Genomic DNA, 24,854 nt, shown 5'->3' with positions numbered 1-24,854 from the left:
GTGGTGTTACGGGTCCCGCGGCTGTGGCGCCGCGGAAGTCTGGATGCCTGGTCCCGGACGGGAGATGCCGGTCAGGCCGTCGAGCCGGTGATCTCCTCGGCCCGGGCGAGCGCGTCGAGGCTCATGCGCTCGTAGGCGGCGATGTCGTCGCCGTACCGCGTGAGTCGCTTCTCGCGGTACTCGTTGTCGAGCGCGCGTGCCGTCCTGGCCAACGGTGTCTCGTTGGCGCAGGTGGCCTCGGCGACCGCGAGGCCGACCTCGACGGCGTACGCCTTCTCCTCGCTCAGACCCTTGGTGAGCTCGGGGAGCTTTTCGCGGGCCTCCGGCGGATCGGCGTAGTCGTGGCCCGCCGCCCGCATGCACGCCGACCACTGCTTGACCGCGGCCGTGAATCGCCGGTCCTTGACGAGGTCCGATTGGTACAGAGGCGTCAGGTTCGTGGCCGTCTTCTCGGCCCGGAACCAGGTCTCGAAGTCCCCGTACAGCCGGCCCTTGGCGTCGGCCAGGCAGCTGTCGCGGGAGGTCTGGACCGTGGTGCCGGTGGGCAGTTCGGCCGTCAGCGTTCCGCTCGACATCGAGCCCAGGAGTGTGTCGCTGTACCGGGCGCGTTCCTCCCGCGGGAGCGTTTTGGCGTACGCGTTGTTCCGGTCGTCGCGATGGACGTTCTGGGCCTTCTTCTGAAGCCTGCTGCCGTAGCCGTGCCGCTTCGCCCAGCCGACGTCGGTCAGGAAGGCACCGTCGCCCTTCAGGTCGTCGACCGCCGGGAGAGCCCCCACCCAGTACTTGAAGCCCTTCTCCTCCATGCACTCCTTGACGAGCATCTGCTCGGCACGCCGTACCACGACCTCCTCGGCCGCGGTCAACTCACGTCCATGGCCGCCGGGTTCGGCTTCCGTGCCGCAGCCGGCGGTCGCGGCGGCGACGATCACGACACTCGCGCAGGCCGAGATAAACATGCGCCTCATGTCCGTTGAACCCCCGTTTATCGCGTCTTGATCTCCGCGACCTACGATCTCCCAGCTGACCGTGGAGAACCAACGCTGTTGCGCTGTAGAGCAAAAGCCGAGTTCAACGGGGGAGAATGACATGCTCCGCATTCACTTCGGCGAAGTGGATCTGGCGAGAACCAGGATTGCCGTCGCGCCTGATCCGCTCTGGGAGATCGCCGCGAGCCTGCACCGATTGCAGTCACGGAGAGGGCGGTGGGCCTACGCCGGCTGGTATCGCACGGCACGGCAGCAATTGCGGGAGAGGGGGCTGGAGCGTGTCCTGCGGGGCGTCCTTCTGCCCTTGTATCCAAGGGCCGCCTACTTTCCGGACTTTCTGACTCCCGCCGATGCGGTGGGCGGTTGGGACGCGGGAGTTGAATCAATTCTGGCCACGCCTCCGCAACGGGTCCTCAACGAGATGGCCATCCTCGGCCGGACCAACGGGGCCCCGTCGTGGGCCGGGCAGCTGGCCGGGCTGGAGGCGCGCAAGGAGTTCGTGGGGATGCTGCGCGCGTACTACGACGTGGTGGTGGCCCCGTACGAAGAACAGGCACAGGCCCGGATCGAGGCCGAGCGGGCGCAGCGGAGCCGCGGGCTCCTGGACGGCGGAGTGGAGGGCATGCTCGCCGGTCTCGGACCCATGCTGCGCTGGCGCGCTCCCGTCCTGGAGGTCACCTACCCCAAGCAGGCCGACGACCGAGACCTGCATCTGAACGGCCGTGGGCTCACGCTCGTCCCCTCGTACTTCAACTGGGCTGAGCCAGTAGCCTTCGCCGACCCGGAACTGCCACCCGTGCTCTGGTACTCGCTGCTCCACGAGCAGAGCCCGCCGCCGGAGACCCCGCACGGCGCCGGCGCCCCCGACACACCCCTGGTCGCCCTGCTCGGGCGTGCCCGCGCGGTCGCTCTGGGCGCCGCGTCCACCGGCGCCACGACCGGCGAGATCGCCCGCGCCGCGGGAGTCTCGGCGTCCTCCGCCAGCCGACACGCCACCGCGCTGCGCGAAGCGGGACTCGTCACCACCATCCGCACCGGCTCGGCCGTGCTGCACACGCTCACACCGGCGGGGGCGTCCCTGCTCCGCGCCGCCACACAGCGGACGCCTGGCTGATCTCGGGCCGCAGGCGGCGCACCGCGCGAACGGTGCGCCCCTCGCCCATGCGTCAGGGGCCGTCGGGCAGTTCGCACCACACCGTCTTGCCGTCCGTGCCCTGTTCCACGCCCCACCGCAGCACGAGCGCGTCGAGCAGCGGCAAGCCCCGGCCCGTTTCGTCCTCGGCGCCGGCCTCACGAAGGACGAGCCAGGTGCACGGCCCGGCGTCGGTGACCTCGATTCGAGTCCGTCCCTCGGCTCGGGTCAGGAGCAGGGATACAGGGGTGCCCTCGCCGACATGGCGGATCACGTTCGTCAGTAGCTCGCTGACGCAGAGCTGTACGTCCGGGCAGGGGACCCCGAGATGCTCGCGCACGGCGCGGCGGGCCTCGGGGACGGCTTTGGGGATGGCGATCAGCTCCAGCCGCAGAGGGGTCACAGGGCGGCCGCCTTGCGCAGCGCGGTGGTGAGGGCGTCGGCCGTGGCCAGGTTGCAGTTTCCGAGCGCGATCAGGGGGAGGGCGTACGGGCCTGTGAGCGTGGGCAGTTCGAGGCCGAGGGAGGGGAGCGTGATGCCGTTCGCTGCCAGGGCGGCGCGCAGCGCTTCGACGTGGGGATCGGCCTCGTGGGGGTGGGGGACCGGCATGGACGTGCGCCTTCCTGTGCGCTCTGTGTGACGAACTGCTCACACAGTGGCGGCAAACGGCGTACCGTCAAAGACGTTTGGCCTTCACAGCGGGGAATGTGGAGAGAGGCGGTCAAGGGTGCCCGGCAGCAAGAACATTGACGGGTCGGCGAGCGTTCCCGAGTTCTACGGCAAGGAGTTGCGGTGGAAGCGGGAGGCAGCGGGGCTGACGCTTCAGGAGACGGTGGAGGGGTCGTTCTACGGGGCGACCTACCTGAGCGAGATCGAGCGCGGGCAGCGGCGGATGCCGGAGGATCTGGCGCGGCACGTTGATCGGTTGCTGGGGACGGACGGGTTCTTCGGACGCCGGTGTGAGGATGTGCGGAAGGCTCGACGGAAGGGGCACGCCGAGTACTTCGAGCGGGTGCTGGAGGCCGAGAAGTACGCGACGGCCATTGAGGAGTGGTCGCCCGCCGTCCTGCCGGGCCTGCTGCAGACGCCCGCGTACGCGCGGGCAGTGGTCCGTGCAACGCATCCGCTGGCGCCGGACGACGAGGTGGAGGAGAAGGTCAGCGCCCGGATGGAGCGGGCAGGTCTCTTCGAGCGCGACCACAGGAAGCCGATGTACTGGGTGATCCTGCACGAGTCGATCCTGCGCGACCCCATCCTGCCGCCCGAGGAGATGGCCGCGCAGCTCGACGGCATCGCGGTGTTGGCGCGACGGCACCGGATCGCTCCACAGATCCTGCCGTGGAGGCGGGGAGCGCATCCCTTCATGCTGGGCACCGCCATGATCATGACCTTCGCCGACGCCCCTCCGCTCGCATACACGGAGTCGCTGCACACCGGTGACACCATCGACGATCCGGCCCTCGTGGCGGAGTACCGCAGGTCGTACGATCTGCTCAGGGCCGCCGCACTGCCGCCTGAGGCGTCCCTCGTGATGATCGAGGAAGCGGCAGAGGATTCTCGAAATGGCAAGCAACCAGATTGACTTGAGCGCCGCTCTCTGGCGTAAGAGCAGCTACAGCAACGGCTCCGGCGGGGACTGCGTAGAGGTCGCCGAAGGCTTCGTCGGCGCCGCCGTCTGGCGCAAGTCCAGCTACAGCAACGGCTCCGGCGGGAACTGCGTCGAGATCCGCGACGACCTCCCCGGCCTCGTCCCCGTCCGGGACTCCAAGAACCCCCAGGGACCCGCCCTGTTCTTCCCCGCGACCGCCTGGGCGCCCTTCGTCCGATTCCTTCAGGAGCCGCGCGGCTAGGGGCGGCCACGGCGGCGCATGGCGTGACGCGGAACGGCCTCCGGTCCTCCCCCGAGGGGACCGGAGGCCGTGGCCGGGTGAGCGGCCTGTCGGCGTGCTAGGTGGTGACGCGGTAGGCGCTGACCCACGGGCCGATGTCGCCGTAGCCGGTGTCGTCGATGGTGATCGACCACCCGGTGCAGTCGGCGTGCTCCCACAGCTCCACCCTGGCGCTGCTCTCGGTGCGGGCGGATCGGATGCTGTCGTTCCAGTTGTCGCCGACGTAGGTGCAGGCTCCCGTGTCTCCGGAGAACCAACCGTCCAGACCCTCGAAGCTCTCCTCCGCGAAGGCGTGCCAGCTGGCGGCCGCCAGACGGGCATCGCCGGTGGACGAGTCGGACGACGCGTCGGCGGATGCGGTGCCGGCGCCGGCCGACAGCAGCCCGACCGCGGCGAGCGTGGCGGCCGCGGCGGTCACCCGCTTGAACCCGCTCTTGAACCCGCTCTTGGACCCGATTGACTTCTTCATGGTGTGTCCTTCCTTGAGACGTTCACCCACCCCCGTAGGCGGACGTCCTCACCCTCGCGTGGAAGGGCAGGGGAGAGGTACCTCGGAACTCTCAGGGTCACTTCTTGCCCGGCGGCGTGTACTCCTTGAGGTAGTGGGCGACGCGGGCGGCGTAGTCGCGGTACTTCGGGGGAACACCGCCCGCGTTGTTCACCACCTTGGTCGACGTCCGGTAGGCGGCGGCCAGCAGGACCTGGCGGTCGCCGGACAGGCCGGACGGCTTGAGGCGGGGGTCCATGAAGCAGAGGTAGCGGCTCACGGCCGGGATCGACTCGGCGGGGGTGAGGGGAGGTCTGGGGGTTTCCTTCGGTGGGACGCCGTCCGCGTTGATCCACCAGCGCAGGATGCTGGGCGTCCAGCGGGCGATGCCGTACTCGCCCGCCCCCGGATCGGAGAGGTTCGGGTCGAAGTTGCTCTCCGCCTTCAGCAGCGCGGCGATCAGCGCCGGAGTGACCTCCGGCTGCACGCAGTCGTGGGCGGAGTCGACGATCAGGCGGCGGTATTCGACGGGGACGCCTTTGTCCGTACGGAGTTCCGCGGCGCCGTAGGTGGCGGCCGTGACCTTCTGGGGCTCGTCGTCCGAGGGCTCGCTCCCGTCCGCCCAGCTGCTGATGCCGTAGCCGAGCGCCGCCACGCCGGCGGTGGCGATCGCGGCGGCCAGGGCGGTCGTACGGCGGGAGCGGCGGCCGGGGCGGAGGGCGCGGGGCAGGCGGGGGGAGCGGGTGGTGCCCGCGGCGGTCTCGACGCGGCGCAGCAACGCGTCCGTGCCGATCCGGTCGGCGTGTGTCCGGGTCAGGCAGTCCCGCACGATCTCCCGCCAGGCGTCCGGGAGTTCGGGCGACAGACGCAGCTCGTCGGTGCCGCGGGCGTAGGCGGCGGCCGCGTCGCGGCGGGCCGTCGGGGTGCCGCCGGGCAGCGGGAAGGAGCCGGTCAGGACCAGATGTGCCAGCACACCGAAGGCCCAGACGTCGGCCGACGGGCGGATACGGCGGCCCCGTTCGCCGATCTCCGACCAGAGCAGCTCGGGTGGGGTGTAGTCGGGGGTGGAGAAGGCGGGCGTGTACGCGTGCGTGCCCTCCAGCTCGGCCGCCATGTTGAAGTCGGCGAGGCGGGCCGAACCGTCCCGCATCAGCAGGACGTTGGCCGGCTTCAGATCTCCGTGCACCCAGCCGGCGTGGTGCAGCTGCGCCAGGCCCTCGCAGATCTGCGCGAGCAGGGCGGGCGCGGCGGCCGGGCGGGCGTCCGCGGCGAGCAGGGCCGACAGCGAACCCTCCGCCTTCTCCAGTACGAGGACGGTGGCGCCGTCGAGCGCGGGCACGGCCGGATCGTCGACGGTGAAGGTGTCGTACATCCGGATCAGCCGCGGCTGCTTCAGCCTGCGGTGCAACTCGACCTCGCGCTCGATCAGTTCGCGCAGATGGGCGAGTTGGCGCGGGGTGCCGGTGCCGGTGGGCAGGAACTTCAGGGCGGCCGTGCGGGGCAGACCGGCACCGGTGTCGGGGCCGGCCCGCCGCGCCTCGTAGACACTCCCGAACGCCCCCGTCGCGATCGGCGCCCGCACCTCCCACGGGCCCGCCCGGTAGCCCTTCGGGACCGGCACGGCGTACGGCTCGGTCACGGAGCCACCCGGCCGGGGGAGGGGTCGGACAGGACCACGAGGTCGTCCTCGCGGACGAGGTCGAAGCGGAGGGCGAGGGAGACCAGGGACTCCTTCTTGCCGTTCAGGCGCGGACCCGTGTCCGCCGTGTCCGGGCCGGGCTTGAGGCGCAGCTTCACGGCCAGGTAGTCGATGTTCCACTGCACCGAAGTGCGGGAGGCGGCGGGCCAGTTGGGGCGCAGTCGTTCGACGACCTGGTCCATGGTGGGCAGCGGGGCGTGCGGTTCACCGCGCAGGCGGGGTTCGCACAGGGCCGCGAGGACCGCGAAGTAGCGCTTGGTGCGGTCGACGGAGAACGCCGGGGCGGTGGTCGCGCCGTCCAGGCCCCCCGCGGTGCTGAGGTAGTCGTGGCGCGGTGCCCACACCTCGACCGGCAGCAGATCGCCCGCCGCGGGCAGCACGATCCGCGAGAACTCGAAGGGGACGGGCGCGTCCAGTCGCCCGGGCCCCACCTTGATGTGCTCGCCGGCGCCCTCCGGGTTCTCCACGACGTACGTCTGACTCGAGCTGAGGTTGCTCAGCACCCAGAAGGCGCCCTGCGCGGCGATGGCGCCCGCTCTGCGCGAGACGCCGTCGTGGGCGATCTCCAGGTCGTTGTCGGCGCCGCGCCCGAAGGTGAGCCGTTCACCCGGGGCGAGTCGGAGCTGAGGGCGGTCGATCTGGTCCGCCGCGCTCGGCGGCGATACCACGATGATGCTGTACAAGGTGCGTCTCCCCGTGCCTGGCGGCTACGGGTTCAGAGTAGGGCGACGCGGCAGGGCCGTGCCTTCCCCTGCAAGGGTGAGACACGGCCCTGCCACATGATTGGCGCGAAAGCGTCAGTTCTGAAGGTGTCAGTTCAAGGCGTCAGTTCTGGACGACCATCGTGCCGGCCGCCTTGTCGTGCCAGCCCTGCTGGCGGCCCGACTTGTCCCAGAACGGGGACAGGTAGACCACGAGCTGGCCGATACCGCAGGCGAAGCTGCCGACGAGCGGGATGATCCAGCGGATGAAGGAGGAGCCAAGGCCGGGCTTCTGGCCGGTGTCGGCCTTCAGCACCCGGATGCCGACGGCGAGCTTGCCCAGGGTGGCGCCCATCAGGCCGACCATCAGCCACTCGTAGAGCAGGCTCGCGATGGCCAGCACGCCGAACACCGCGCCCAGCGACGCCACGATGTCCGAGGAGGCGTCGTTGATGCAGCTGTTGTAGTCGACCGCGTTCGGGTCGCAGTCCTGGGCGGCGCCGACGGAACCGGCGATACCCGCGAACGTGAGGATGCCGTAGAGCACACCGATGATCAGGGCGTCGAGCAGTCGCGCACCGAACCGGCGGCCCATCGACGCGACCTGCGGATAACCCGGCCCGCCGGGAGCACCCGGCATCCCGGCGCCGCCCGGGTACTGGGGGTAGCCGTAACCGCCCTGCGGAGGGACCCCGCCGTGCGGTGCCTGCGGGTAGCCCTGCGGCGCCTGCGGTGCCTGGGGATAGCCGTAGCCGGGCTGACCCTGCTGGGGATAGCCGTACCCGGGCTGCTGCTGCGGCTGTTGCGGGTTCTGCGGATTCTGTGGCTGACCGTAGGGGTTGTTGGGCGAGCCGAAACTCATCTGGGGTTCCTCCGTTGCGCAGGGTGGGGACGGTGCGGAGGCGCGGAGGAACATCAGATCTGAGCGGCTTGCCCCCCAACACGGACCGCGATATGGCGCCGCTCATCGTTCTTTATGGATGACTTATTTGTCCAGCCGTGTTCGCTGTGTGTTGTGCAAGTGCAACATCCACGAGCGGCCGGAGCGGCGGCGGACGGGACCCGGATTGGAACCAGGGCCCGGTCATCCGGGAGGATGGAGCCATGACCGCCCAGATTCTCGATGGCAAGGCCACCGCAGCCGCGATCAAGTCCGACCTGACCGCCCGCGTGGCGGCGCTGAAGGAGAAGGGCATCACGCCCGGCCTCGGCACTGTCCTGGTCGGGGAGGACCCCGGCAGCCAGAAGTACGTCGCGGGCAAGCACCGCGACTGTGCCCAGGTAGGCATCGCTTCCATCCAGCGCCAGCTGCCCGCGACGGCGACGCAGGAGGAGATCGAGGCGGTGGTGCGGGAGCTGAACGAGGACCCCGCCTGCACCGGTTACATCGTCCAGCTGCCCCTGCCCAGGGGCATCGACGAGAACCGCATCCTGGAACTGATGGACCCGGACAAGGACGCGGACGGGCTCCACCCGATGAACCTCGGCCGGCTGGTGCTCAACGAGCCCGCGCCGCTGCCCTGCACCCCGAACGGCGTGCTCACCCTGCTGCGCCGCTACGGCGTGGAGATCAAGGGCGCCGAGGTCGTGGTCGTCGGCCGCGGTGTCACCATCGGCCGCCCGATGCCGCTGCTGCTGACCCGGCGCAGCGAGAACGCGACCGTGACCCAGTGCCACACGGGCACGCGGGACCTGTCGGCACATCTGCGGAACGCCGACATCATCATCGCCGCCGCCGGCTCCGCGCATCTGATCCGCCCCGAGGACGTCAAGCCGGGCGCCGCCGTTCTCGACGTCGGTGTCTCGCGCAGCGCCGAGGGCAAGATCGTCGGCGATGTCCACCCGGACGTCGCGAAGGTCGCCGGCTGGATCTCCCCCAACCCCGGCGGTGTCGGCCCGATGACCCGGGCGCAGCTGCTGGTCAACGTGGTCGAGGCGGCGGAGCGCAGTGTCGGCTGACGGCAGCGGCGTGTCGGCCGACGGCAGCGAGGTGTCGGCTGACGGCAGCGAGGTGGTGAAGGCGACGCCCGCCGGCGCCGGCGAGACGGCCGACGATCTCGAGGTGCGGGACGCGGTCAGCGCGCCCGATGCCGAGGGCAGGCCGCGGCGGGTCACTCGCCGCTTTCCGCTGTTCACGCGGGATACGGCACGTCCGGAGGGCGGGGGTCGCGCCGCACCCGGGGACGCGCCGGCGCCGGCCCGGCAGTGGCCGATGCTGGCGGTGCTGTCGCTGGTGGGGGTGGGGTTGCTGGTGACGGCGCTCGATGCGTTCCGTATCGGCACGATGCTGATCGGCGTTGCCCTGCTCAGTGGGGCCGTGCTGCGGTTCGTGCTGCCGGGGGTGGGGATGCTGGCGGTTCGGTCGCGGTTCACGGATATCGCCACGTATGGGGTGTTGGGGCTGGTGATTGTGCTGCTGGCGTTGATGGTGCAGCCGAATCCTTGGCTGGAGATTCCGTTCTTGAAGGACACGCTGCATTTCACTGTGGATACGTAGGTTGTCGGTTCGCTGCGGGTGTGTGGGGGCTGGTCGCGCAGTTCCCCGCGCCCCTTACGGGGCGCTGCAGGAGGTGAGCGATGGGCGGGTGGCAGCCGTTGCCTGAGGATCTGCCGCCGGAGGTACGGCACTTCGTGGAGCAGTTGCGGCAGGTGAAGGACCGGACCGGCCTCAGCCTGGTCGCGCTCGGTGCGCGTACCGCGTACAGCAAGTCCTCCTGGCACCGCTACCTCAACGCCACGCAGCCGCCGCCCCGGCAGGCCGTGGTCGCCCTGTGCCGCGTCGCGGGCGTGGACGCGGAGCGCCTGGGTGTGCGCTGGGAGATGGCGGTGGAGGCCTGGCCGCGACCGACGGGAACGCAGAAGGGCGACGGGGACGAGGAGTACGAGGACGACCCCACGCGTCCGTGGTGGGACACGCCGGACGAGGTGCCGGCCGCGGATCCGTCCCGTCGGCTGCTCGTGGTGGCCGCCGTTCTGGTACTGGTTCTGCTGGTGCTGACGGTGATCGGCGTCGTCGTCTTCGGATAGCTTCACCGGTGGGAGACTGGACCACGGTCCGGTGGGCGTGCGACCGTGCATGCCCTCGGCCTCGACGCACCCGTGCGCCCCCCACCCCGGGAACTGAGATCCTTACTGGGCGCATCCCTGTGGGTAGCCAGAACGGGGACTCGGCAGAGGGCACCAGGCGCGGGGGCACGGAACAGCACGAACCGGGGGGAAGAGGGGGGTAGCAATGCCTCGTTGGAGGGACTTGCCGGATGAACTCGATCCGCAGGTCAGGGAGTTCGCGAGCCAGTTGCGGAGGCTGGTGGACCGCAGTGGCCTGAGCGTCGCCGCGGTGGCCGACCGCACGGGCTACAGCAAGACGTCCTGGGAGCGTTATCTCAACGGCCGGCTGCTCGCGCCCAAGGGTGCGATCGTGGCGCTGGCCGAGGTGACCGGGACCAATCCCATCCATCTGACGACCATGTGGGAGCTGGCCGAGCGTGCGTGGAGCCGTTCGGAGATGCGTCACGACATGACCATGGAGGCGATCCGGATCTCCCAGGCGCGTGCCGCGCTCGGCGAGTTCGGGGCGCCGCCCGCCAACGCGAAGAGCGGCAAGACGGCCCGTAAGAGCGGCAGCGCGACGGCGATGCCGGGGATCGCGGGACCGGCGGGGGTGGCACCGACGGTGCCGCCGCAGCCGACGGGGTCGGAAGTGCGGGACGCGGAGCCCGGTATATCCGGTACGTCCGGTCGCGCCGGTGGGGGCAACTCGTGGGGGATGGCCGGGTATGCGGGGCCTTCGCCGGTTGGGGGCGCGCGAGCGGGGGGTGCTGGTGCGGGTGTGCCTGCGGGTTCGGGTGCTGCCGTGCCGGGTGCCGCTGTGCCGGGGGCGTTCGGTGAGCCGCCGCAGGGGACTCGTCCGGGGGACGGTTCGCCGTCCGGCGGGTCGTCGGGGAAGCGCAAGGTGACGATGTTCCTCGCGGCGGTCGTCGGGGTGCTCGTCGTGGCCGCCGGCGCGTTCTTCTTCATGGAGCGCGGCGACGACAAGCCCAAGGACACCGCCAAGTCGCCCTCGCCGTCCGCCAGCTCCGATCCCGCGCTGCCCGCCGGGGTGAAGTGCAGTGGTGCCGACTGCACGGGCCAGGACGCGGAGGCCATGGGGTGCAGTGGGGATCTGGTGACCACCGCGAAGACGGCGACTGTCGGTACGACCGTCGTCGAGGTGCGGTACAGCGAGACCTGTGGCGCGGCGTGGGGACGTATCACCGCGGCCGCGCAGGGCGATGAGGTGCAGGTGACGGTGGGGAAGGCCGAGCAGACGGGGTCCATCACCGCCGCCGGGGACACGATCGCGTACACGCCGATGGTGGGCGTGAAGGATGCGGGCGAGGCGGAGGCGTGCGTGACGCTGGCCTCCGGCGAGCAGGGGTGTACGGAGTAGTTGGGGTGCCGTGTGCTGGTGCGGGCGGGTGGGCGGGGGTTTCGCTCGCCCGCGCCGGCGGGGTGCCGCTGCGCCCACCCGTGCCGCCCCAGCGGCACGACTGCCCGCAGCTACGTCGCGGGCCAAAAGAATTCCCGTGCGGCAGGAATGGCCGCCCGCATCTAGGGCAGGCGGAAACTACCCCCACGGGAGTCCGGCTGTGTCGGTACCCCCACCTGGCGGCCGCTGTTGTCCCCCCTCTCCCGGGCATGGCGGCCGCCTTCTTTTGAGGGCTGTGGGGTGGGCCACAGGGGGCCGGACGTCCGGGATCCCGGATGCGCGATAGCCTGACGGGTGATCTCTCTTGACGCCAAGAGATCGATCATTCGGACCCCCGGGGCAGGGACGCCCCACCGCCAGCTGTCATACGGAGAACGCCATGACCCGCACTCCCGTGAACGTCACCGTCACCGGCGCGGCCGGCCAGATCGGTTACGCCCTGCTCTTCCGCATCGCCTCCGGCCAGCTGCTCGGCGCGGACGTGCCGGTCAAGCTGCGGCTCCTGGAGATCACCCCGGCGCTGAAGGCCGCCGAGGGCACCGCAATGGAGCTGGACGACTGCGCGTTCTCCCTCCTCCAGGGCATCGAGATCACCGACGACCCGAACGTCGCCTTCGACGGCGCCAACGTCGCACTGCTCGTAGGCGCCCGCCCCCGCACCAAGGGCATGGAGCGCGGTGACCTCCTGGAGGCCAACGGCGGCATCTTCAAGCCGCAGGGCCAGGCCATCAACGCCCACGCCGCGGACGACATCAAGGTCCTGGTCGTCGGCAACCCGGCCAACACCAACGCGCTCATCGCGCAGGCCGCCGCGCCCGACGTACCGGCCGAGCGCTTCACCGCGATGACGCGCCTCGACCACAACCGTGCGCTGAGCCAGCTCGCGAAGAAGACGGGCGCCTCGGTCGCCGACATCAAGCGGCTGACCATCTGGGGCAACCACTCCGCCACCCAGTACCCGGACATCTTCCACGCCACCATCGCCGGCAAGAACGCCGCCGAGACCGTGAACGACGAGAAGTGGCTGGCCGAGGACTTCATCCCGACCGTCGCCAAGCGCGGCGCCGCCATCATCGAGGCCCGCGGCGCGTCCTCCGCGGCCTCCGCCGCCAACGCCGCCATCGACCACGTGTACAGCTGGGTCAACGGCACCGCCGACGGCGACTGGGTCTCCATGGGCATTCCGTCCGACGGTTCGTACGGCGTCCCGGAGGGGCTCATCTCCTCCTTCCCGGTCACCACCAAGGACGGCACGTACGAGATCGTCCAGGGCCTGGACATCAACGAGTTCTCCCGCGCCCGCATCGACGCCTCCGTCAAGGAGCTCGAGGAGGAGCGCGAGGCGGTCCGCGGCCTCGGCCTCATCTGAGCCGACGTGTTCTCCCGATCCCCGGGCCGCGGTGCGCGCGGCCCGGGGATCAGTGCGTTGCGGCCGGGACGACGAGTTCCGCGAGCTTCAGGAACGCGTGTGCGGTGGCGGGGCGCAGCTTGCCCAGGCCCTGGAAGCCGTAGTACCGCAGATTCGTGTCGTACGGGATGTGGGTCACCTGAGACGGGCTGATCCGCAGGCGTTCAGCCAGGTCGGAGGAAGGGGCGGGGCGTCGGCCGTCCATGTCGGTGACGACCACCAGCACGTCGTCGGCGAGGTCGGTGTGCCGGGAGTCGCGCAACCCGCCCAGCATGTTCTCCGCGATCCGGACGTCCCACGGTGAGGGGCCGCAGCACAGCAGCAGCCGGTCCGTCAGATCCAGCACCACCTCGGCGGAGCGGTCCGGCCAGGGCCCGTCCCAGTCGGTGAGCACGAACGCGTAGTAGGGCGCCGTCTGTTCCAGCACCCGCGCGTATTCCTGCGGGTGCGCGGGATTGGGACCGGACCTGCCTTCGGGGTGCGCGGCCACTTCCAGGCCGGAGGGGCGGCGGACGGTGCGGCGGCGGATGTCCTGGTACGAGGCATGGCCCGGCAGCCGCGTGAGCTCGCGCAGCGTGCCCTGCTCGAGCGCCCCCAGGAAGCTGTGGAGCGCCCCCGTCGTCGGCGCCCCGTCCAGGGCGAGCACGGGCTCGCCGCGGACCGCGGCGAGTAGCGAGCCGAGGGCGACCGTCGTGGTGGGGCGCCCGCAGCGGGCGTGGACGGAGAGCAGGGTCAGCCGTACGCCGTGGCGCAGCGGCACGCGTAGCCGCCCTGCGCGCTCCTCGCTCTCCCGCCGGGCGGCGCCGAAGCGGGGCAGCCGCAGGGGGAGTTCGTCCGGGGTCCAGCTGTTGAGGATCAGCTTCAGGGGCGCCCGTTCCGTGGGAGGGGGCGGCAGTGGGGCGTCCTGCTTGGCCCGCTTCTGGTCGATGTAGCGGGCCAGCACGTCCGCCACCTCGCCCGCCGCCGGGCGCTCGGCGGGGTCGTCGTCGAGGCAGCGCAGGACGAGGTGCCGCAGCTGTCCCCAGGTGTCGCCCTGCCACAGGTGCATGCCCTCCGGCAGGCCGGGCAGGTGCACGCCCGCCTTGCTGCTGATCAGCTGCAGCAGCTCGCCCAGCGCGCGCACGCTGTCCGCCTCGGTCGGCACCGGGCCCGTGCCCGCGTACCGCCCGTCGACGGCACAGTCCGACAGATCGGCGAGCACCACCGAGCGGCGCAGCACGATCACGCTGTCGGCGCCGAGGTCCGCGGGCACGATGCCGTTGGTGTGGCACACGCTGAGCGCGCTCGCCAGATGCCAGGCGACGAGCAGCCCGGCGAGCACGTCGAAGGGCGCGGTGCCGTTGGCGACGGACCTTTCCACCAGGTCCGCGAGGCGCGGCGGCTGCCGGGCGGGCGCGTCCGCGTCGGCGACCGGAGTCATCGCCAGCCAGGGCGGGCTGGCGTCCGGACGGACGCCCAGCAGGGCGGGCGCATACCGACCCTGGAGCCGGCCGAGCACTTCAGCCTCCACCTCGATCAACCGAGCGTTGGCTGCGGGCAGATCGGGCCGCGGGGTGCGCAGCACCACCCACTGGCCCTGCCTGTCGACACCCCGGTACACCACGGTCCGCCGCCCGCGGCGCCGCCCGCGCAGCTCGTACGGGCCGAGGCGGTGCGGGTCGGTGTCGGTGAGCGGGCTCCAGTCGTCGTCGGCGGGCGGCTGCGGATCGGGCGGTGTCGGTCCGCCGGGCCGCCGTCCGACCGGCACCCCGAACCGCTCCAGCAGCCGCCGCTCCACGCTGGTGAACGGCCGGTGCGAGAGGGGGAGTTCGGCGGAGCCGTCCGGGTGGGCGAGCCAGGCGGGGAAGTCGGGGGAGTTGCCCGCCAGTTGCTCCAGACGGCGGCCGATGCTGCGGCTGGTGCTGAGGAGTTCGGCCTGCGGTACGGCGTCGAGCAGCACCGACTTGGCGTCCTCGCTGAAGTCGAAGACCCGGTGCTTGGCGGGCAGCGGGCCCGGCACCGGCGCCGGATGCGGCCGGACCAGGCCGCCCAGGAACACCTCCGCGAGATGCGAGGTCCGGGCGGGCCACGGCACCGCCGTCTGCACCAGCCGCATCACCGGCACCGACAGCGGTGACACGGCGGCGAGATGGGCGGCGAGCCGGTACGCCTCCGGGGTGGCCGCGTCCCGGAAGTGCTGCGCGCTGTGCAGATCGCCGGCGGCGGTGACGGTGGCGTACGGGCTGGGCCGGGACAGCAGCGGCAGCTCCATGGTCGTGCCCGGCGAGGCGAGCAGCCGCGCCCAGTCGCCGAGCGCGCGGGCGGTGGGCTCCAGGACCGGCACCGGTACGCCCTCGAAGCGGGCGAGGCCCGGCAGGACCGGGTCGGCGATCTGCCAGGAGGCGTTGGCGCCGCCGATGTGCCGGGTCGTGGCCTGCCAGCGCTCGGCGCGGATGCCGGACGCCTCCCACATGTCGGGCGGCAGGGTGTGCAACAGGGCGACGGGACCGCGGTCGGCCCACGTCCGCAGCAGCTCGTACAGCGCGGGGTGGCGCCAGGCCGCGCCCATACCGTCGCTGACGACGAGGACGAGAGTGCGGCCCGTCGGGTCGTTGACCGTGGTCGTCGGCAGAGGCGTGCTGTGCTGCTCGAACGGCCGGGCGTGCAGCCGGGGTTCGCGGGCGGAGCGGGTGTCCAGGCCGAGGACGCGGGTGGTCGCGAAGGCGCCGAGGCGTTCCAGCAGGACGCGCAGTTCGGCGCCGAGCCGGTGCCACAGCAGCATCGACAGGCCGTCGTCGACGAGGAGTGCGAGGTGCAGCCAGCGTTCCTGCACGGGCCGCTGCACCACGTCCGGCAGCCCCGTCTCGGCGAGCTCGGCCGCGGTGCGCTCCTCGTCGATCTCCCGCCGGTGCCGACTGGCATGCCGGCGGCGCAACGGCCGTAGCGCACGGCCGAGTTCCAGCTCGTTGCCCAGCGCCTTGCTCTCCGGGACGCGTACCGGCATCGCCGACCGGGGCCGGGGCCCGGGCCGCCGCTCGGGGGGCGGGATCCGCGTCGGCGCGGAGCGGGCCGACGCGTACAGCGAGGGCGCGGTGAGATCGGGCAGGTCGTCACCCTCCGGACGCGGCGTGGGCGCCGACGGCGTCTCGGCGTCCGATGCGGTGCCGGAGGCCTCGGGCGGGGCGGGCCGGGGGCTGTGCAGGTCGCGGGTGAGCGGGGCGACCTCCCCCGCGGGCAGTCGGCGGGCCAGCCAGAGCACGTCGAGGACCTGGTCGGCATCCAGATCATGGCCGCATGCGCGCAACACCCGCAACGCCTCACCGAGCCGCCCACCTCCGGCCATGGTCACCGCACCCTCAGTCCCTGCGGGGCGCCGCCGGAGCCGACTTCCTCGGTGCGGCGATCCCTCTCGGCCCTGTCACCGTTCCCGGGAAGGCTCATGGTGGCGTCGGAGCCGGCCCTCTCGGTGCGGCGACCCCTCGCGGTCATGTCACCGCTCCCCGGAGGGCTTGCGGCGGCGTCGAATCCGGCCCCCTGGGTACGACCCTTCGCGTCGGCGATACGAGCCTGTCCCCCGGCCATCTCACAGCGCCCCGGTGAGCTGATGCAGGACCGCGTCGAGCAGGCCCTCCGCGTCGAGGTCGACCCCGCCGGCCCGGAGGAAGACGGCGTTGAGGAGTTGGTCGGTGGCCAGTTCGCCAGGTGCCCGGCGGCGCAGGAACGCCTCCAGGAGGTCGTCGGCCTCGCGCAGCGCCTCCTCGCCCAGGTGCGCGGCGACGATCGCGCGCAGCCGCTCCTCGTCGGGCACGGGCAGGTCGAGGCGGATACAGCGGCGCAGGAACGCGGGCGGGAAGTCGCGCTCGCCGTTGCTGGTGATGACGACGACCGGGAACTCCGCGCACTGGATCCGGCCCTGGTGGACACCGACCGTGCCCCGGTGGTCGGCGGTCTGCACCTCCACCTCGGTGACCTCCTCGGGCAGCCGGGTCAGCTCGGGTATCTCGAAGACGCCCTCCTCGAACACCGTCAGCAGATCGTTGGGCAGGTCCACATCGCCCTTGTCCATCTCGTCGATCAGCAGCGCACGCGGCGTGGGACTCGGCACCAGCGCCGTGCCGAGCGGACCCAGCCGGATGAACGTACCGATGGACGGCTCGTGTTCGCCCCGGTCACGGCTGAGCGTGGTCTCGCGCAGCCGGCCGATCGCGTCGTACTGGTAGAGCGCCTCCCGCACGGTGGAGCGGCTGTTGATCGGCCAGCGCAGCAGGGAGCCGAGGCTCAGCTCATGGGCGACGGCCCGTGCCAGCGAGGACTTGCCGGTGCCGGCGGGGCCGGTGACCAGCAGCGGACGGCGCAGATGCAGCGCGGCGTTGACGACATCCGCGTGCTTGGGCTCGATCAGATACGGCAGCTCCGGCCGGCCGCCCGCGCCGGGAGCGAAGCGGCGCCACGGCGGGGCCGGCGGAAGGGCGACGGCACGGGGCACGCCGTCGCCGCGGAAGAGGCGCCAGTCGGCCTCGGCAGCGGGGGTCATGCGCTCTCCTGGGGTTCGGTCAGGTGCAGTCGGGGCACGGTACGGTCGGCGTCGGCCCAGGCGAGGACGGGTCGCCCGGGGTATTCCCGCGGGTGGAGCACGGTGTTGGCGCGGTAGGAGCGGACCTTGTCGGGCAGCTCCCGGGTGGCGGCCCCGGCCAGCCTCTCGACGGCGTGCGAGTCCTGGTCCCGGGCGCGGTCCCACACCACCACCGGTATGCCCATGGCGAGACAGATCTGCACGATGCGGTCCCGGTGTTCCGCGGGCACGTCGACGGAGACGCGGACCGCGTCGAGACGGTCCATCAGCTCGGCGTAGAGGGTCTTCGGGTCGAGGGACGCGCCCGAGACGACGAGGGTTGCTCCGGTGTCCAGCAGCCGCCAGCGGCGCCGCCAGTCCGGCTGGAAGCGCTCGTGCCTGCGCAGCAGATCGGGGCAGTGCACGACCAGGGGGTACTCGACCCCGAGCACGCCCGGCACGATCTGGCCGGGGGCCTGCGCCTCCCATTCGTCGACGGGCAGGTTGAGACTCTTGTCGTCCACGAGGACTTCGACGAGCGGGCGTTCGGCGTCCTCCGTGGCCGGGGTGAGGGTCTCCAGCACCTGGATCAGCTCGCGGGCGGCCTCCTGTGGCGTGTACGACATGGAGGTGTCCGTCGAGACCTGGCGGGGGCCGGTGCCCTCGTCGCACCAGATCCGCAGCCGGTGCCGCCCCGGCTCCACCGCTCTCACCTGCACCAGCACCCGTACCCGCGACCGGCTGCGGAGGGCGCGGGCCCACTCCAGTCCGTCCGAGCGCCGTTCGGCGAGCGCGGAGCGGGGGATGCCGAGCCGTTTCGCCACCCCGTCCGACCAGATGCGCAGCCGCGCGCGATGCTCCTGGGCACAGAGCGCGCCGACGTACTCCAGCACCCGCAGCAGCGCCGGGACCCGGGGTTCGCCGTCCTCGGAGCGGCCGTCGCCGGGCAGGGTCTCCAGGTGGTCGATGAGCGCGTCGAGCGTCTCGCCGCCGGGGAACGCGGCGGCCAGCGGCAGTGCGGCGCGCACCGCCTCGGCGAACCGTGCGAGAACACCCGGGTCCAGGTCGCGCAGCCGCGCGTGCAGTTGGTGGTGCTCCCGCGGGGAGAGCAGCCGCGGCACCCGGGAGAGTTGTCCGGCGGCCAGGATCCGCTCCGCCGCCTCGGGGTGGTTCTTCCGCAGCAGTCCGGTCAGCACGGGTAACGCCCGCGGGTGCTGCAGGAGGAACGCCGCGAACTCCTCGACGGTCGGCGGTGTCACGTCACCGCCGTGCCCGACGCCGCACTCGGTGGCCAGCCGCCTGGCCACGTCGCCGAGTTCGGACCCGGTGGGCAGCGCGTCGCCGATGGTCTCGGCGAGCAGCCCGAAGGCGGCGTCGTCGGGGCCGGCGGACGCGGGCCCGGTGAGGTCGGGGACGCCCGCGGTGCGCAGCTCGGCCTCGACGCGCTGCCAGGGGATGCCCCAGCTGCGGCGGATCAGATGCTGGGGGTCGGGCGGGACGGGCCGCCCGTTCGTGGCGTCGCGGGGCGGCATGAAGTGGGCGGCGACCAGGCCGACGACCGCCTTCTCGTGCAGGCACCACAGCGGGCCGCCGCTGTAGCCGGGCCCGACGGCCATGCCGGTGGCCTCCCCGTCGAGGTAGGCGATCGGCCCGTCGTCGGTCTTGACCTTCAGGTCGGCGAAGGTGGCGTCGTGCCCGCTCGCATGCCAGGCGCGCACCTCCTGCCCGGCCCGCAGCGCGCTCCGGTGCGGCGGCGCCGGGGCGCTGCCGGGCGGTGCGTCGACCCGCAGCACGGCGAGGTCGCCGAGCCATTCGTCGGCGCTGGGGTGCACCGGGCCGCCCTCCTTGGCGCGCGGCGGGATCCAGTGGGCGACGCGCGCGGGGCAGCGCTCGAATCTGCCGTACGGCATCCGGATGGCGACGTGCAGCTCACCCGGGCCCGGTGTGCGCACCTCGAACGGATGCCGGCCGAGCGCGTCGTTGACGACATGGGCGCAGGTCAGCACGGTGTCCGCGGCGAGCACGAGACCGGCCCCCGTCCATCGGCCCTCCGGGCCGCCGACGGACACCGAGTACGGCGCCGGATCATGGAACGCGGGCAGCGGGGCTCTGAACCACCCCACGCTCACTCCAGGCCCGGAGCCGGCGCGGGGGCCGTGGCTCCCGTCGGGTTCCAGGTGGCCGTCACAGTGAGGTGGGCCTGCCCCTTGGCGCCGACGATGCCGAGCTTGAGATCCTGCCCGACCTGGACCCCGAGGGTCACGCTCAGCTCGGTCGGCGGCTCGGGCGCGGCCCGTACGGCGTCGTGGACCTCCTGCAGCAGCGGCCCGAGCGGCCGGAGCGCCGCCCGCAGCGTGCCCGCCGCCAGGGAGGCCACGGCCCCGCCGCCGGAGGACACCGGCACCGCCCGTCCCATGCCTTCGGGAAGCGCCCCGCCCGGCTCGGGCGGCCCTTCCTGAGGGGCTGCGGGCGTCAGCAGGAACCTGACCGGTGTGCCGTCGTCGAACTGCAACTCCGCTGAGGTGGACATGGTCATATTGTGAACCGACAGCGGGGACCATGACAGGAGCACGTGTCGTCAACTCGGCTGAGAATCCGGATCGTTGCCGGGTGTTCGAGGGCACCTCATCTCGTCAGTCCCGTAGCCGCTTCTCGAACCAGTGGTGGGCGTAGACGTGGTCGACGTACGGCGGGATCTCCCGGTATCCGCACGCCCGGTACATCGCCTGCGCCTCCGTGAGCACCGCGTGCGTGTCCAGTCGTACGACGTCGAAGGCGCGGCGTCGGCCCTCCCGCTCCAGGGCGTCGAGGATCCGGCGGGCGAGCCCGAGGCGCCGGGCGTCCGGATGCACCCACACATGCCGGATCTCACCGACGCCGTTTTCGAGCCGCCGCAGCGCCCCGCACCCCACGGGCCTGTCCTCCTCGTACGCCACGAAGAACGCCCCGGCGTCCCCGGACACCTCCTCGGGCCGTACGAGGTCGGACGTGTCGAAACCTTCCGGGAAGCGGTCGTCGATGTCGGCGGCGTAGGCGTCGAGGCAGGCCTGGGCGTCCTCGGAGGCGCCGTCGACGAGGTCGACGGTGATGGCGGCGAGGCGCAGCAGGCGTCGGGTGGTGGTCATCGCCTCCGTGAGGTCGGCGCGCTGCCGGTCGGTGAGACCGCCGAGGAGGTGGGCAACGAGGGCGTTGGCCCGGCGCTGCTGTTCCTTCAGCTCGACGTGCCCGGCCCGGGTCAGCTCGACCATCCGCAGCCGGTTGTCGTCGGGGTGCACGGCGATACGGACCATGCCCTGCGCATCCAGCGCCTTCGCCATCCGGCTCAGGTACCCGGCGTCCAGGCCGAGCCGGCTCCTCAGCTCCCGCAGGGACACCCCGGCCCCGCTCTCGGAGATCTCGAACAGCAGCCGGGCCTCGCCGAGCGGACGGTCCTGGCCGAGGTAATGGTCGTCGAGCGCGCCGATACGGCGTGTGAAGTAGCGGTTGAACCGGCGGAAGGCCGTCACGTGCTCCGTCGAGACTGGCTCAGTACTGACTGGCTCCATACTTCTTTGACTTTAGTCAAAGGATTCGTGCTCGTCCAGTGCGGGAGCGGGGGAGACACCGCCTGCCTCCCGGTATTCCGGTTCCCCTCGCCCCACCTGCCCCTCTATGCTGATGGATCGTCAACAACACTGTGAGTAAGGGCGTTTACACGCATCGGGGGAGCAGCGTGAGCACCGCATACGTGCCTCAGCAACCGCAGCCGACACCGGCCGGCGCACCGCCATCGGCACCCGCACCGCCGCACCCGCCCACACCGCCGCACGCCAGCGAGGCGACCCGGCTGCTGTGCGCGGGCACCTATCTGGATTCCGGTTACCGGGACCGGGTCATCGAGCAGCTGCACCTCCACGAACAGCGGATCGCCGCCCCGTCGCTCGGCTTCGACGCGGCCCGAGTGCTCGCGCACGCGCTGCGCGCCCGGCGCCAGGAACTGCTGTGGGCCGGGCTGATCGCCGGCCTGTGGCTGGTGGGGCTGCCGCTGACCGGCGGACTGCTCGCCGGGTTCCTCGTCCCCAGCCTGCTGCTCGCGGTCGCCTCCTGGGTCCGCGGCAAGGAGGCGCAGCCGCCGCTGTACCGACGGCTGCCCGCCTTCATGTTCCGCTGGTGGGGCCGCATCCTCTTCACGATGTTCCTGATCATCGCCCTGGTCGCGGCGTTCGGCGGCGGGGACGACGAGTCGTACTCCTCCTCCTACTACGGCGACTCGTACTACGCCGGCGACTCGTCCACCTGGACCGACCTGCTGGCCCCGGACTTCTCCGACGCCGGTGGCATCCTCGAGCCCTGGCAGGCCTGGCTCACGCTCGGCGTGTTCGCGCTGATCGCGCTGTGCGTGGCCGGACAGCGCGGCCAGTTCGCCAAGGTGCTGGCCGCCGAGCTGTCGCCGCAGCGCTTCCCGGACGCGGCCGGCGACCCCGCCGAGCAGGCCGAGGGGCAGCGCTTCCAGCGGCTCAAGGAACGCATCCGCGTCGAACAGCACGCGCCGCTGATCATGTACCACGAGAAGCGGCCGTTCTGCGGGGCCGGACTCGCCTACCAGACCTGGGTGCTCGCCGTCGAACTGCGCGCCGACGCCACGAAGGACGAGCAGCTGCCGCTCAGCAACCGCACCGTCCTGGAGAAGATCCGCCCGCTGCTCGAACAGCTGCGGCTGCCCTCCGAGTTCGCCGGCCACACGGTCCGCGACCGGCTGCGCTGGCTGGAGATCGACGAGTGCGTGTTCCTGCCGGCCGAAGGGCTCGCGCGGCGCGAGGACGCGCCGTACAACGTGCCCGCCTTCGAGGAGCACCGGGCGCGGGCCGTCGAGGAAGGGGCCGAGAAGCGGCGGCACTTCCTGCGCATCCGGGTCGGCGGCTGGGAGGAGGAGCTGGTCGTCACGGTCTTCGTGCGCATCCACACCCAGGGCCGCATGCTCATGCTGGAGATCGCCCCGCATGTGCTGCTGCCGGTGCGTCAGGACTTCAAGGACGCCGACCGCACGGCGCACACCTTCCGGAACAACAACCCGCTCGGCAAGGCGGCGTGGGCGGTGGCCCGCGTGCCCGGTTCCGCGGCCCGCTCCCTGGCGACGCTGGGCAGGGGCCTGGCGTACGCGTGGAAGCTGCTCACCGGCGGACACTCGGGCGCCCTGCCCGACGGTCCGGCCCTGTCGGTGCGCGAGCTGGGCCAGGTGTCCGAGGGCTCGCTCTTCCAGGAGATGGACGTCTCCCGCTACCTCAAGAGCGTGCAGGACCGGGTCGCCCACGGCGTGCTGACCGCGCTGGCCGAATCCGGTTACCAGACCGGGGAGTTCGTCCAGAAGATCGTGAACATCAGCAATGGGGGCGTGAACATCGAGGGCGGCATCCATGGCAGCACGTTCGCGATGGGTGAGAAGGCCAGCGCCTCGTCCTCTACGACAACCGGCGGCGCCGCGCCGCAGAAGGGAACCGGCAGCGATGGCAACGGATGAGCCGAGCGTCAACATCAGCGGCGGGGTTCACGGCAGTACCTTCGCCATCGGCAACCAGGCGCACGCCGAGAGCCACCACGGTGCGGCCGCGCCGCGTGACCCGGCCGCCGAGGAGATGCTGAAGGCCGTGCGTGAACTGCGTGCCGACCTCACCCGGGTGCGCGCGAGCGACGAGACGGCCGCACTGGCCGCCGCGCTCGCCGAGACCGAGGAGGAGATCGTCACCACCGGCCAGGCAGGTCCGACCCGCCTCGAACGCCTGCGGCAGCTGCTGAACGACTCCCAGGCGCTGGTCGGCCTCATCGCCTCCGCCGGGGCCGTGGCCGGTCTGCTGGGAATGGGGTGAAGGGGACGCCATGAGCGGGGGAGCGCGGTACTGGAACGAGGAGACACAGCGCTGGGAGGACGGCGACGGCAGCGGCACGTCGTCGACACCGGTTACGCCACCACCGGCCCGCCCCGGGTTCGCCCCGGAGTGGCCGCCGGGAGTGGGCCCGGGCCCGGCATCCGCCGGGCCCCCCTCCGGCTCGCCGCCCGCCCCGCCGGTCTCCACCCCTGACGGCTCCTCCTTCCCGCCGGTCTCCACTCCCGACGGCTCCTCTGCCCCGCCGGCCTCCACTCCTGACGGCTCCTCCTCTCCGCCGGTCTCCGCTCCTGACGGCTCCTCTGCCCCGCCGGTCTCCACTCCTGACGGCTCCTCCTCTCCGCCGGTCTCCGCTCCTGACGGCTCCTCTGCCCCGCCGGTCTCCACTCCTGACGGCTCCTCCTTCCCGCCGGTCTCCACTCCTGACGGCTCCTCCTCTCCGCCGGTCTCCACTCCTGACGGCTCCTCCTCTCCGCCGGTCTCCACTCCTGACGGCTCCTCCTTCCCGCCGCCCGTACCCCCCGCCGGGCTCGCCGGGGCCGCCTCCCAGGGTGACGGGGTGGCCGAGGGCGTCGCCGGCCACGGCGGTGTCATCGGCTGGCCCGGAGCCGGTGAGGGAAGTGCCTGGCACGGGCCGGGGGCCGCCGGTGGTGCGGCGGGGGCGTGGTCCGTGCCCGAGCATGTGGGCGCGGGCGTGGGCGCGGGCGTGGCGTCGCCGGATGAGTGGCCGGGTGCGGTGACGGGTACGTCCTGGCCTGCCGTCGACCCTCAGTCCGCCCCGCCCGCTCCCGCCGGCGGGATGAGCCGTCGGCTCGTGTGGTCCGTGGTGGTCGGGGCTGCCGTCGTCGGGGTCGCCGTAAGCCTTGTGCTGACGTTGGTCGTCGGGGGAGGGGACGAGGGCGACGAGCCGTCGGCCGCCACGAGCCCGTCCGCGGAGGCGGAGGCCGGTGGGTCGCAGCCGAGCGATCCGAGCGATCCGTTCGCGTCGTCGCCGGAGCCGTCGTTCACCGAGGAGACGGCGTCGCCCTCCGCCTCGGTCCCCGTACTCCCCGTCGGGTACGAGCTGTACGAGGACGAGGAGGGCTTCCGGATCGCGAGGCCCGCCGGGTGGACGCGAAGCTCGGTGGATTCGCAGTACGGCATGGCGGTCGTCAACTACCGCAGCCCGGACAGCGAACGCCGGCTGCAGGTGTACCAGGTGGCGGAGGGGTCACCGGAGGAGTCATTCGAGCTGTTCCTGTCAGACGAGACCCCGAAGGCGCCCGGCTTCGAGCAACTGGACCTCCAGACCCTCGACGACAGCGAGTTCACGGGCACCCGGCTGGAGTACCGGGCCGACTCCCTCAAGGGCGAGCCCGATGTCGGCCCCTGGCATGTCTACGACGAGCGTTTCGTCGCCGAGGACGGCAACATCTACGCGATCGCCGCGTACGGCCTCGACGCGGACGGCCCCGAGGACGAGCTCCAGCTCCTGACCACCGCGGTGGACGCGTTCTGCCCGCCCTACGCCTGCGAACCGGCGTCCATCGACTGAGGCGATCAAGGCGACCAATGCGCCTGTTCAGTGACACGCCCCACTTTCGGCCACGCATTGCGCATGCATCAGCGCGGCCGGGGGCATGCGCTCACGGTCCCCGAGGGTGACACGTATGTGACTCAGGGGCACTGAACAGGAACGGAAGGCAATACCGA

At 71.9% G+C, this 24,854-nt stretch carries 23 protein-coding genes; 11 read left to right on the top strand and 12 right to left on the bottom strand.

Annotation, left to right across the window (positions count from 1 at the left end; all coding sequences use genetic code 11):
• Positions 1-71 precede the first annotated feature (71 nt).
• Positions 72-965 carry a hypothetical protein gene (locus OG828_RS20020; protein WP_328501898.1) on the bottom strand — a complete coding sequence of 298 codons (894 nt, stop codon included), beginning with the start codon at positions 963-965 and terminating at the stop codon, positions 72-74.
• Between the two features lie 121 nt (positions 966-1,086).
• On the opposite strand from OG828_RS20020, the gene OG828_RS20015 reads away from it, so the two are divergent.
• Positions 1,087-2,100, top strand: coding sequence for a helix-turn-helix domain-containing protein (locus OG828_RS20015; protein WP_328358505.1), 1,014 nt, complete (start codon positions 1,087-1,089; stop codon positions 2,098-2,100).
• A gap of 52 nt (positions 2,101-2,152) precedes the next feature.
• Here the strand turns inward: OG828_RS20015 and OG828_RS20010 are convergent, their stop codons facing one another.
• Together OG828_RS20010 and OG828_RS20005 are read right to left on the bottom strand one after the other, a co-directional pair.
• A complete protein-coding gene (locus OG828_RS20010) occupies positions 2,153-2,521 on the bottom strand; it encodes an ATP-binding protein (RefSeq protein WP_328438927.1) in 369 nt (122 codons plus the stop codon).
• Complete coding sequence (locus tag OG828_RS20005) at positions 2,518-2,727, bottom strand: hypothetical protein (protein WP_328358499.1); 210 nt, start codon at positions 2,725-2,727, stop codon at positions 2,518-2,520. The genes OG828_RS20010 and OG828_RS20005 overlap by 4 nt, the downstream gene beginning before the upstream one ends.
• 118 nt (positions 2,728-2,845) lie before the next feature.
• On the opposite strand from OG828_RS20005, the gene OG828_RS20000 reads away from it, so the two are divergent.
• Both OG828_RS20000 and OG828_RS19995 read left to right on the top strand, forming a co-directional pair.
• Positions 2,846-3,700 carry a helix-turn-helix domain-containing protein gene (locus OG828_RS20000; RefSeq protein WP_328438926.1) on the top strand — a complete coding sequence of 285 codons (855 nt, stop codon included), beginning with the start codon at positions 2,846-2,848 and terminating at the stop codon, positions 3,698-3,700.
• On the top strand, positions 3,681-3,968 hold the full coding sequence (locus OG828_RS19995; protein ID WP_328501897.1) for a DUF397 domain-containing protein: 288 nt from the start codon (positions 3,681-3,683) through the stop codon (positions 3,966-3,968). The genes OG828_RS20000 and OG828_RS19995 overlap by 20 nt, the downstream gene beginning before the upstream one ends.
• 97 nt (positions 3,969-4,065) lie before the next feature.
• Here OG828_RS19995 and OG828_RS19990 read toward each other — a convergent pair whose 3' ends face one another.
• The 4 genes from OG828_RS19990 to OG828_RS19975 all read right to left on the bottom strand — a co-directional run bounded on the left by OG828_RS19990 (position 4,066) and on the right by OG828_RS19975 (position 7,756).
• The gene (locus tag OG828_RS19990) at positions 4,066-4,476 is read right to left on the bottom strand and encodes a peptidase inhibitor family I36 protein (protein ID WP_328501896.1); all 411 of its coding nucleotides are present in this window, start codon (positions 4,474-4,476) and stop codon (positions 4,066-4,068) included.
• A gap of 97 nt (positions 4,477-4,573) precedes the next feature.
• The gene (locus OG828_RS19985; protein ID WP_328501895.1) at positions 4,574-6,133 is read right to left on the bottom strand and encodes a protein kinase domain-containing protein; all 1,560 of its coding nucleotides are present in this window, start codon (positions 6,131-6,133) and stop codon (positions 4,574-4,576) included.
• The gene (locus tag OG828_RS19980) at positions 6,130-6,876 is read right to left on the bottom strand and encodes an FHA domain-containing protein (protein ID WP_328358484.1); all 747 of its coding nucleotides are present in this window, start codon (positions 6,874-6,876) and stop codon (positions 6,130-6,132) included. Before OG828_RS19980 ends, OG828_RS19985 begins: the two co-directional genes overlap by 4 nt.
• Positions 6,877-7,018: 142 nt before the next feature.
• Complete coding sequence (locus tag OG828_RS19975; protein WP_328501894.1) at positions 7,019-7,756, bottom strand: RDD family protein; 738 nt, start codon at positions 7,754-7,756, stop codon at positions 7,019-7,021.
• 242 nt (positions 7,757-7,998) lie between these two features.
• Between OG828_RS19975 and OG828_RS19970 the strand changes: the two genes are divergently transcribed.
• The 5 genes from OG828_RS19970 (at position 7,999) to OG828_RS19950 (ending at position 12,731) form a co-directional block, all read left to right on the top strand.
• A complete protein-coding gene (locus tag OG828_RS19970) occupies positions 7,999-8,853 on the top strand; it encodes a bifunctional methylenetetrahydrofolate dehydrogenase/methenyltetrahydrofolate cyclohydrolase (protein ID WP_328501893.1) in 855 nt (284 codons plus the stop codon).
• A gap of 52 nt (positions 8,854-8,905) precedes the next feature.
• The gene (locus OG828_RS19965) at positions 8,906-9,391 is read left to right on the top strand and encodes a DUF3017 domain-containing protein (protein WP_328504903.1); all 486 of its coding nucleotides are present in this window, start codon (positions 8,906-8,908) and stop codon (positions 9,389-9,391) included.
• Between the two features lie 80 nt (positions 9,392-9,471).
• The gene (locus tag OG828_RS19960; RefSeq protein ID WP_328501892.1) at positions 9,472-9,921 is read left to right on the top strand and encodes a helix-turn-helix domain-containing protein; all 450 of its coding nucleotides are present in this window, start codon (positions 9,472-9,474) and stop codon (positions 9,919-9,921) included.
• Between the two features lie 223 nt (positions 9,922-10,144).
• On the top strand, positions 10,145-11,323 hold the full coding sequence (locus OG828_RS19955) for a helix-turn-helix domain-containing protein (protein ID WP_328358472.1): 1,179 nt from the start codon (positions 10,145-10,147) through the stop codon (positions 11,321-11,323).
• A 418-nt stretch (positions 11,324-11,741) separates the two neighbouring features.
• Complete coding sequence (locus OG828_RS19950) at positions 11,742-12,731, top strand: malate dehydrogenase (RefSeq protein WP_328501891.1); 990 nt, start codon at positions 11,742-11,744, stop codon at positions 12,729-12,731.
• 49 nt (positions 12,732-12,780) lie between these two features.
• On the opposite strand, the gene OG828_RS19945 is transcribed toward OG828_RS19950, so the two are convergent.
• The 5 genes from OG828_RS19945 to OG828_RS19925 all read right to left on the bottom strand — a co-directional run bounded on the left by OG828_RS19945 (position 12,781) and on the right by OG828_RS19925 (position 20,846).
• The gene (locus OG828_RS19945) at positions 12,781-16,092 is read right to left on the bottom strand and encodes an SAV_2336 N-terminal domain-related protein (RefSeq protein WP_328501890.1); all 3,312 of its coding nucleotides are present in this window, start codon (positions 16,090-16,092) and stop codon (positions 12,781-12,783) included.
• 240 nt (positions 16,093-16,332) lie between these two features.
• On the bottom strand, positions 16,333-17,283 hold the full coding sequence (locus OG828_RS19940) for an AAA family ATPase (protein ID WP_328358456.1): 951 nt from the start codon (positions 17,281-17,283) through the stop codon (positions 16,333-16,335).
• On the bottom strand, positions 17,280-19,424 hold the full coding sequence (locus OG828_RS19935; RefSeq protein WP_328501889.1) for a VMAP-C domain-containing protein: 2,145 nt from the start codon (positions 19,422-19,424) through the stop codon (positions 17,280-17,282). Before OG828_RS19935 ends, OG828_RS19940 begins: the two co-directional genes overlap by 4 nt.
• A 2-nt stretch (positions 19,425-19,426) precedes the next feature.
• A complete protein-coding gene (locus tag OG828_RS19930) occupies positions 19,427-19,831 on the bottom strand; it encodes a CU044_2847 family protein (RefSeq protein ID WP_328501888.1) in 405 nt (134 codons plus the stop codon).
• Between the two features lie 103 nt (positions 19,832-19,934).
• Positions 19,935-20,846, bottom strand: coding sequence for a bifunctional helix-turn-helix transcriptional regulator/GNAT family N-acetyltransferase (locus OG828_RS19925; protein WP_328501887.1), 912 nt, complete (start codon positions 20,844-20,846; stop codon positions 19,935-19,937).
• A gap of 167 nt (positions 20,847-21,013) precedes the next feature.
• Here OG828_RS19925 and OG828_RS19920 point away from each other — a divergent pair, with 167 nt between their 5' ends.
• The 3 genes from OG828_RS19920 to OG828_RS19910 are packed head-to-tail and all read left to right on the top strand — an operon-like array spanning position 21,014 to position 24,696.
• Positions 21,014-22,798, top strand: coding sequence for a hypothetical protein (locus OG828_RS19920; RefSeq protein ID WP_328501886.1), 1,785 nt, complete (start codon positions 21,014-21,016; stop codon positions 22,796-22,798).
• Positions 22,785-23,144 (top strand): hypothetical protein, encoded by a 360-nt coding sequence (locus OG828_RS19915; protein WP_328358441.1) that lies wholly within the window; start codon positions 22,785-22,787, stop codon positions 23,142-23,144. The genes OG828_RS19920 and OG828_RS19915 overlap by 14 nt, the downstream gene beginning before the upstream one ends.
• Positions 23,145-23,154: 10 nt before the next feature.
• Positions 23,155-24,696 (top strand): hypothetical protein, encoded by a 1,542-nt coding sequence (locus OG828_RS19910; RefSeq protein WP_328501885.1) that lies wholly within the window; start codon positions 23,155-23,157, stop codon positions 24,694-24,696.
• The last annotated feature ends 158 nt before the right edge of the window (positions 24,697-24,854 follow it).

Source organism: Streptomyces sp. NBC_00457, from assembly GCF_036014015.1.
Lineage (GTDB): Bacteria > Actinomycetota > Actinomycetes > Streptomycetales > Streptomycetaceae > Streptomyces.
The sequence above is the reverse complement of the archived record's forward strand: the minus strand, read 5'-3'. Positions and strand labels throughout refer to the sequence as shown.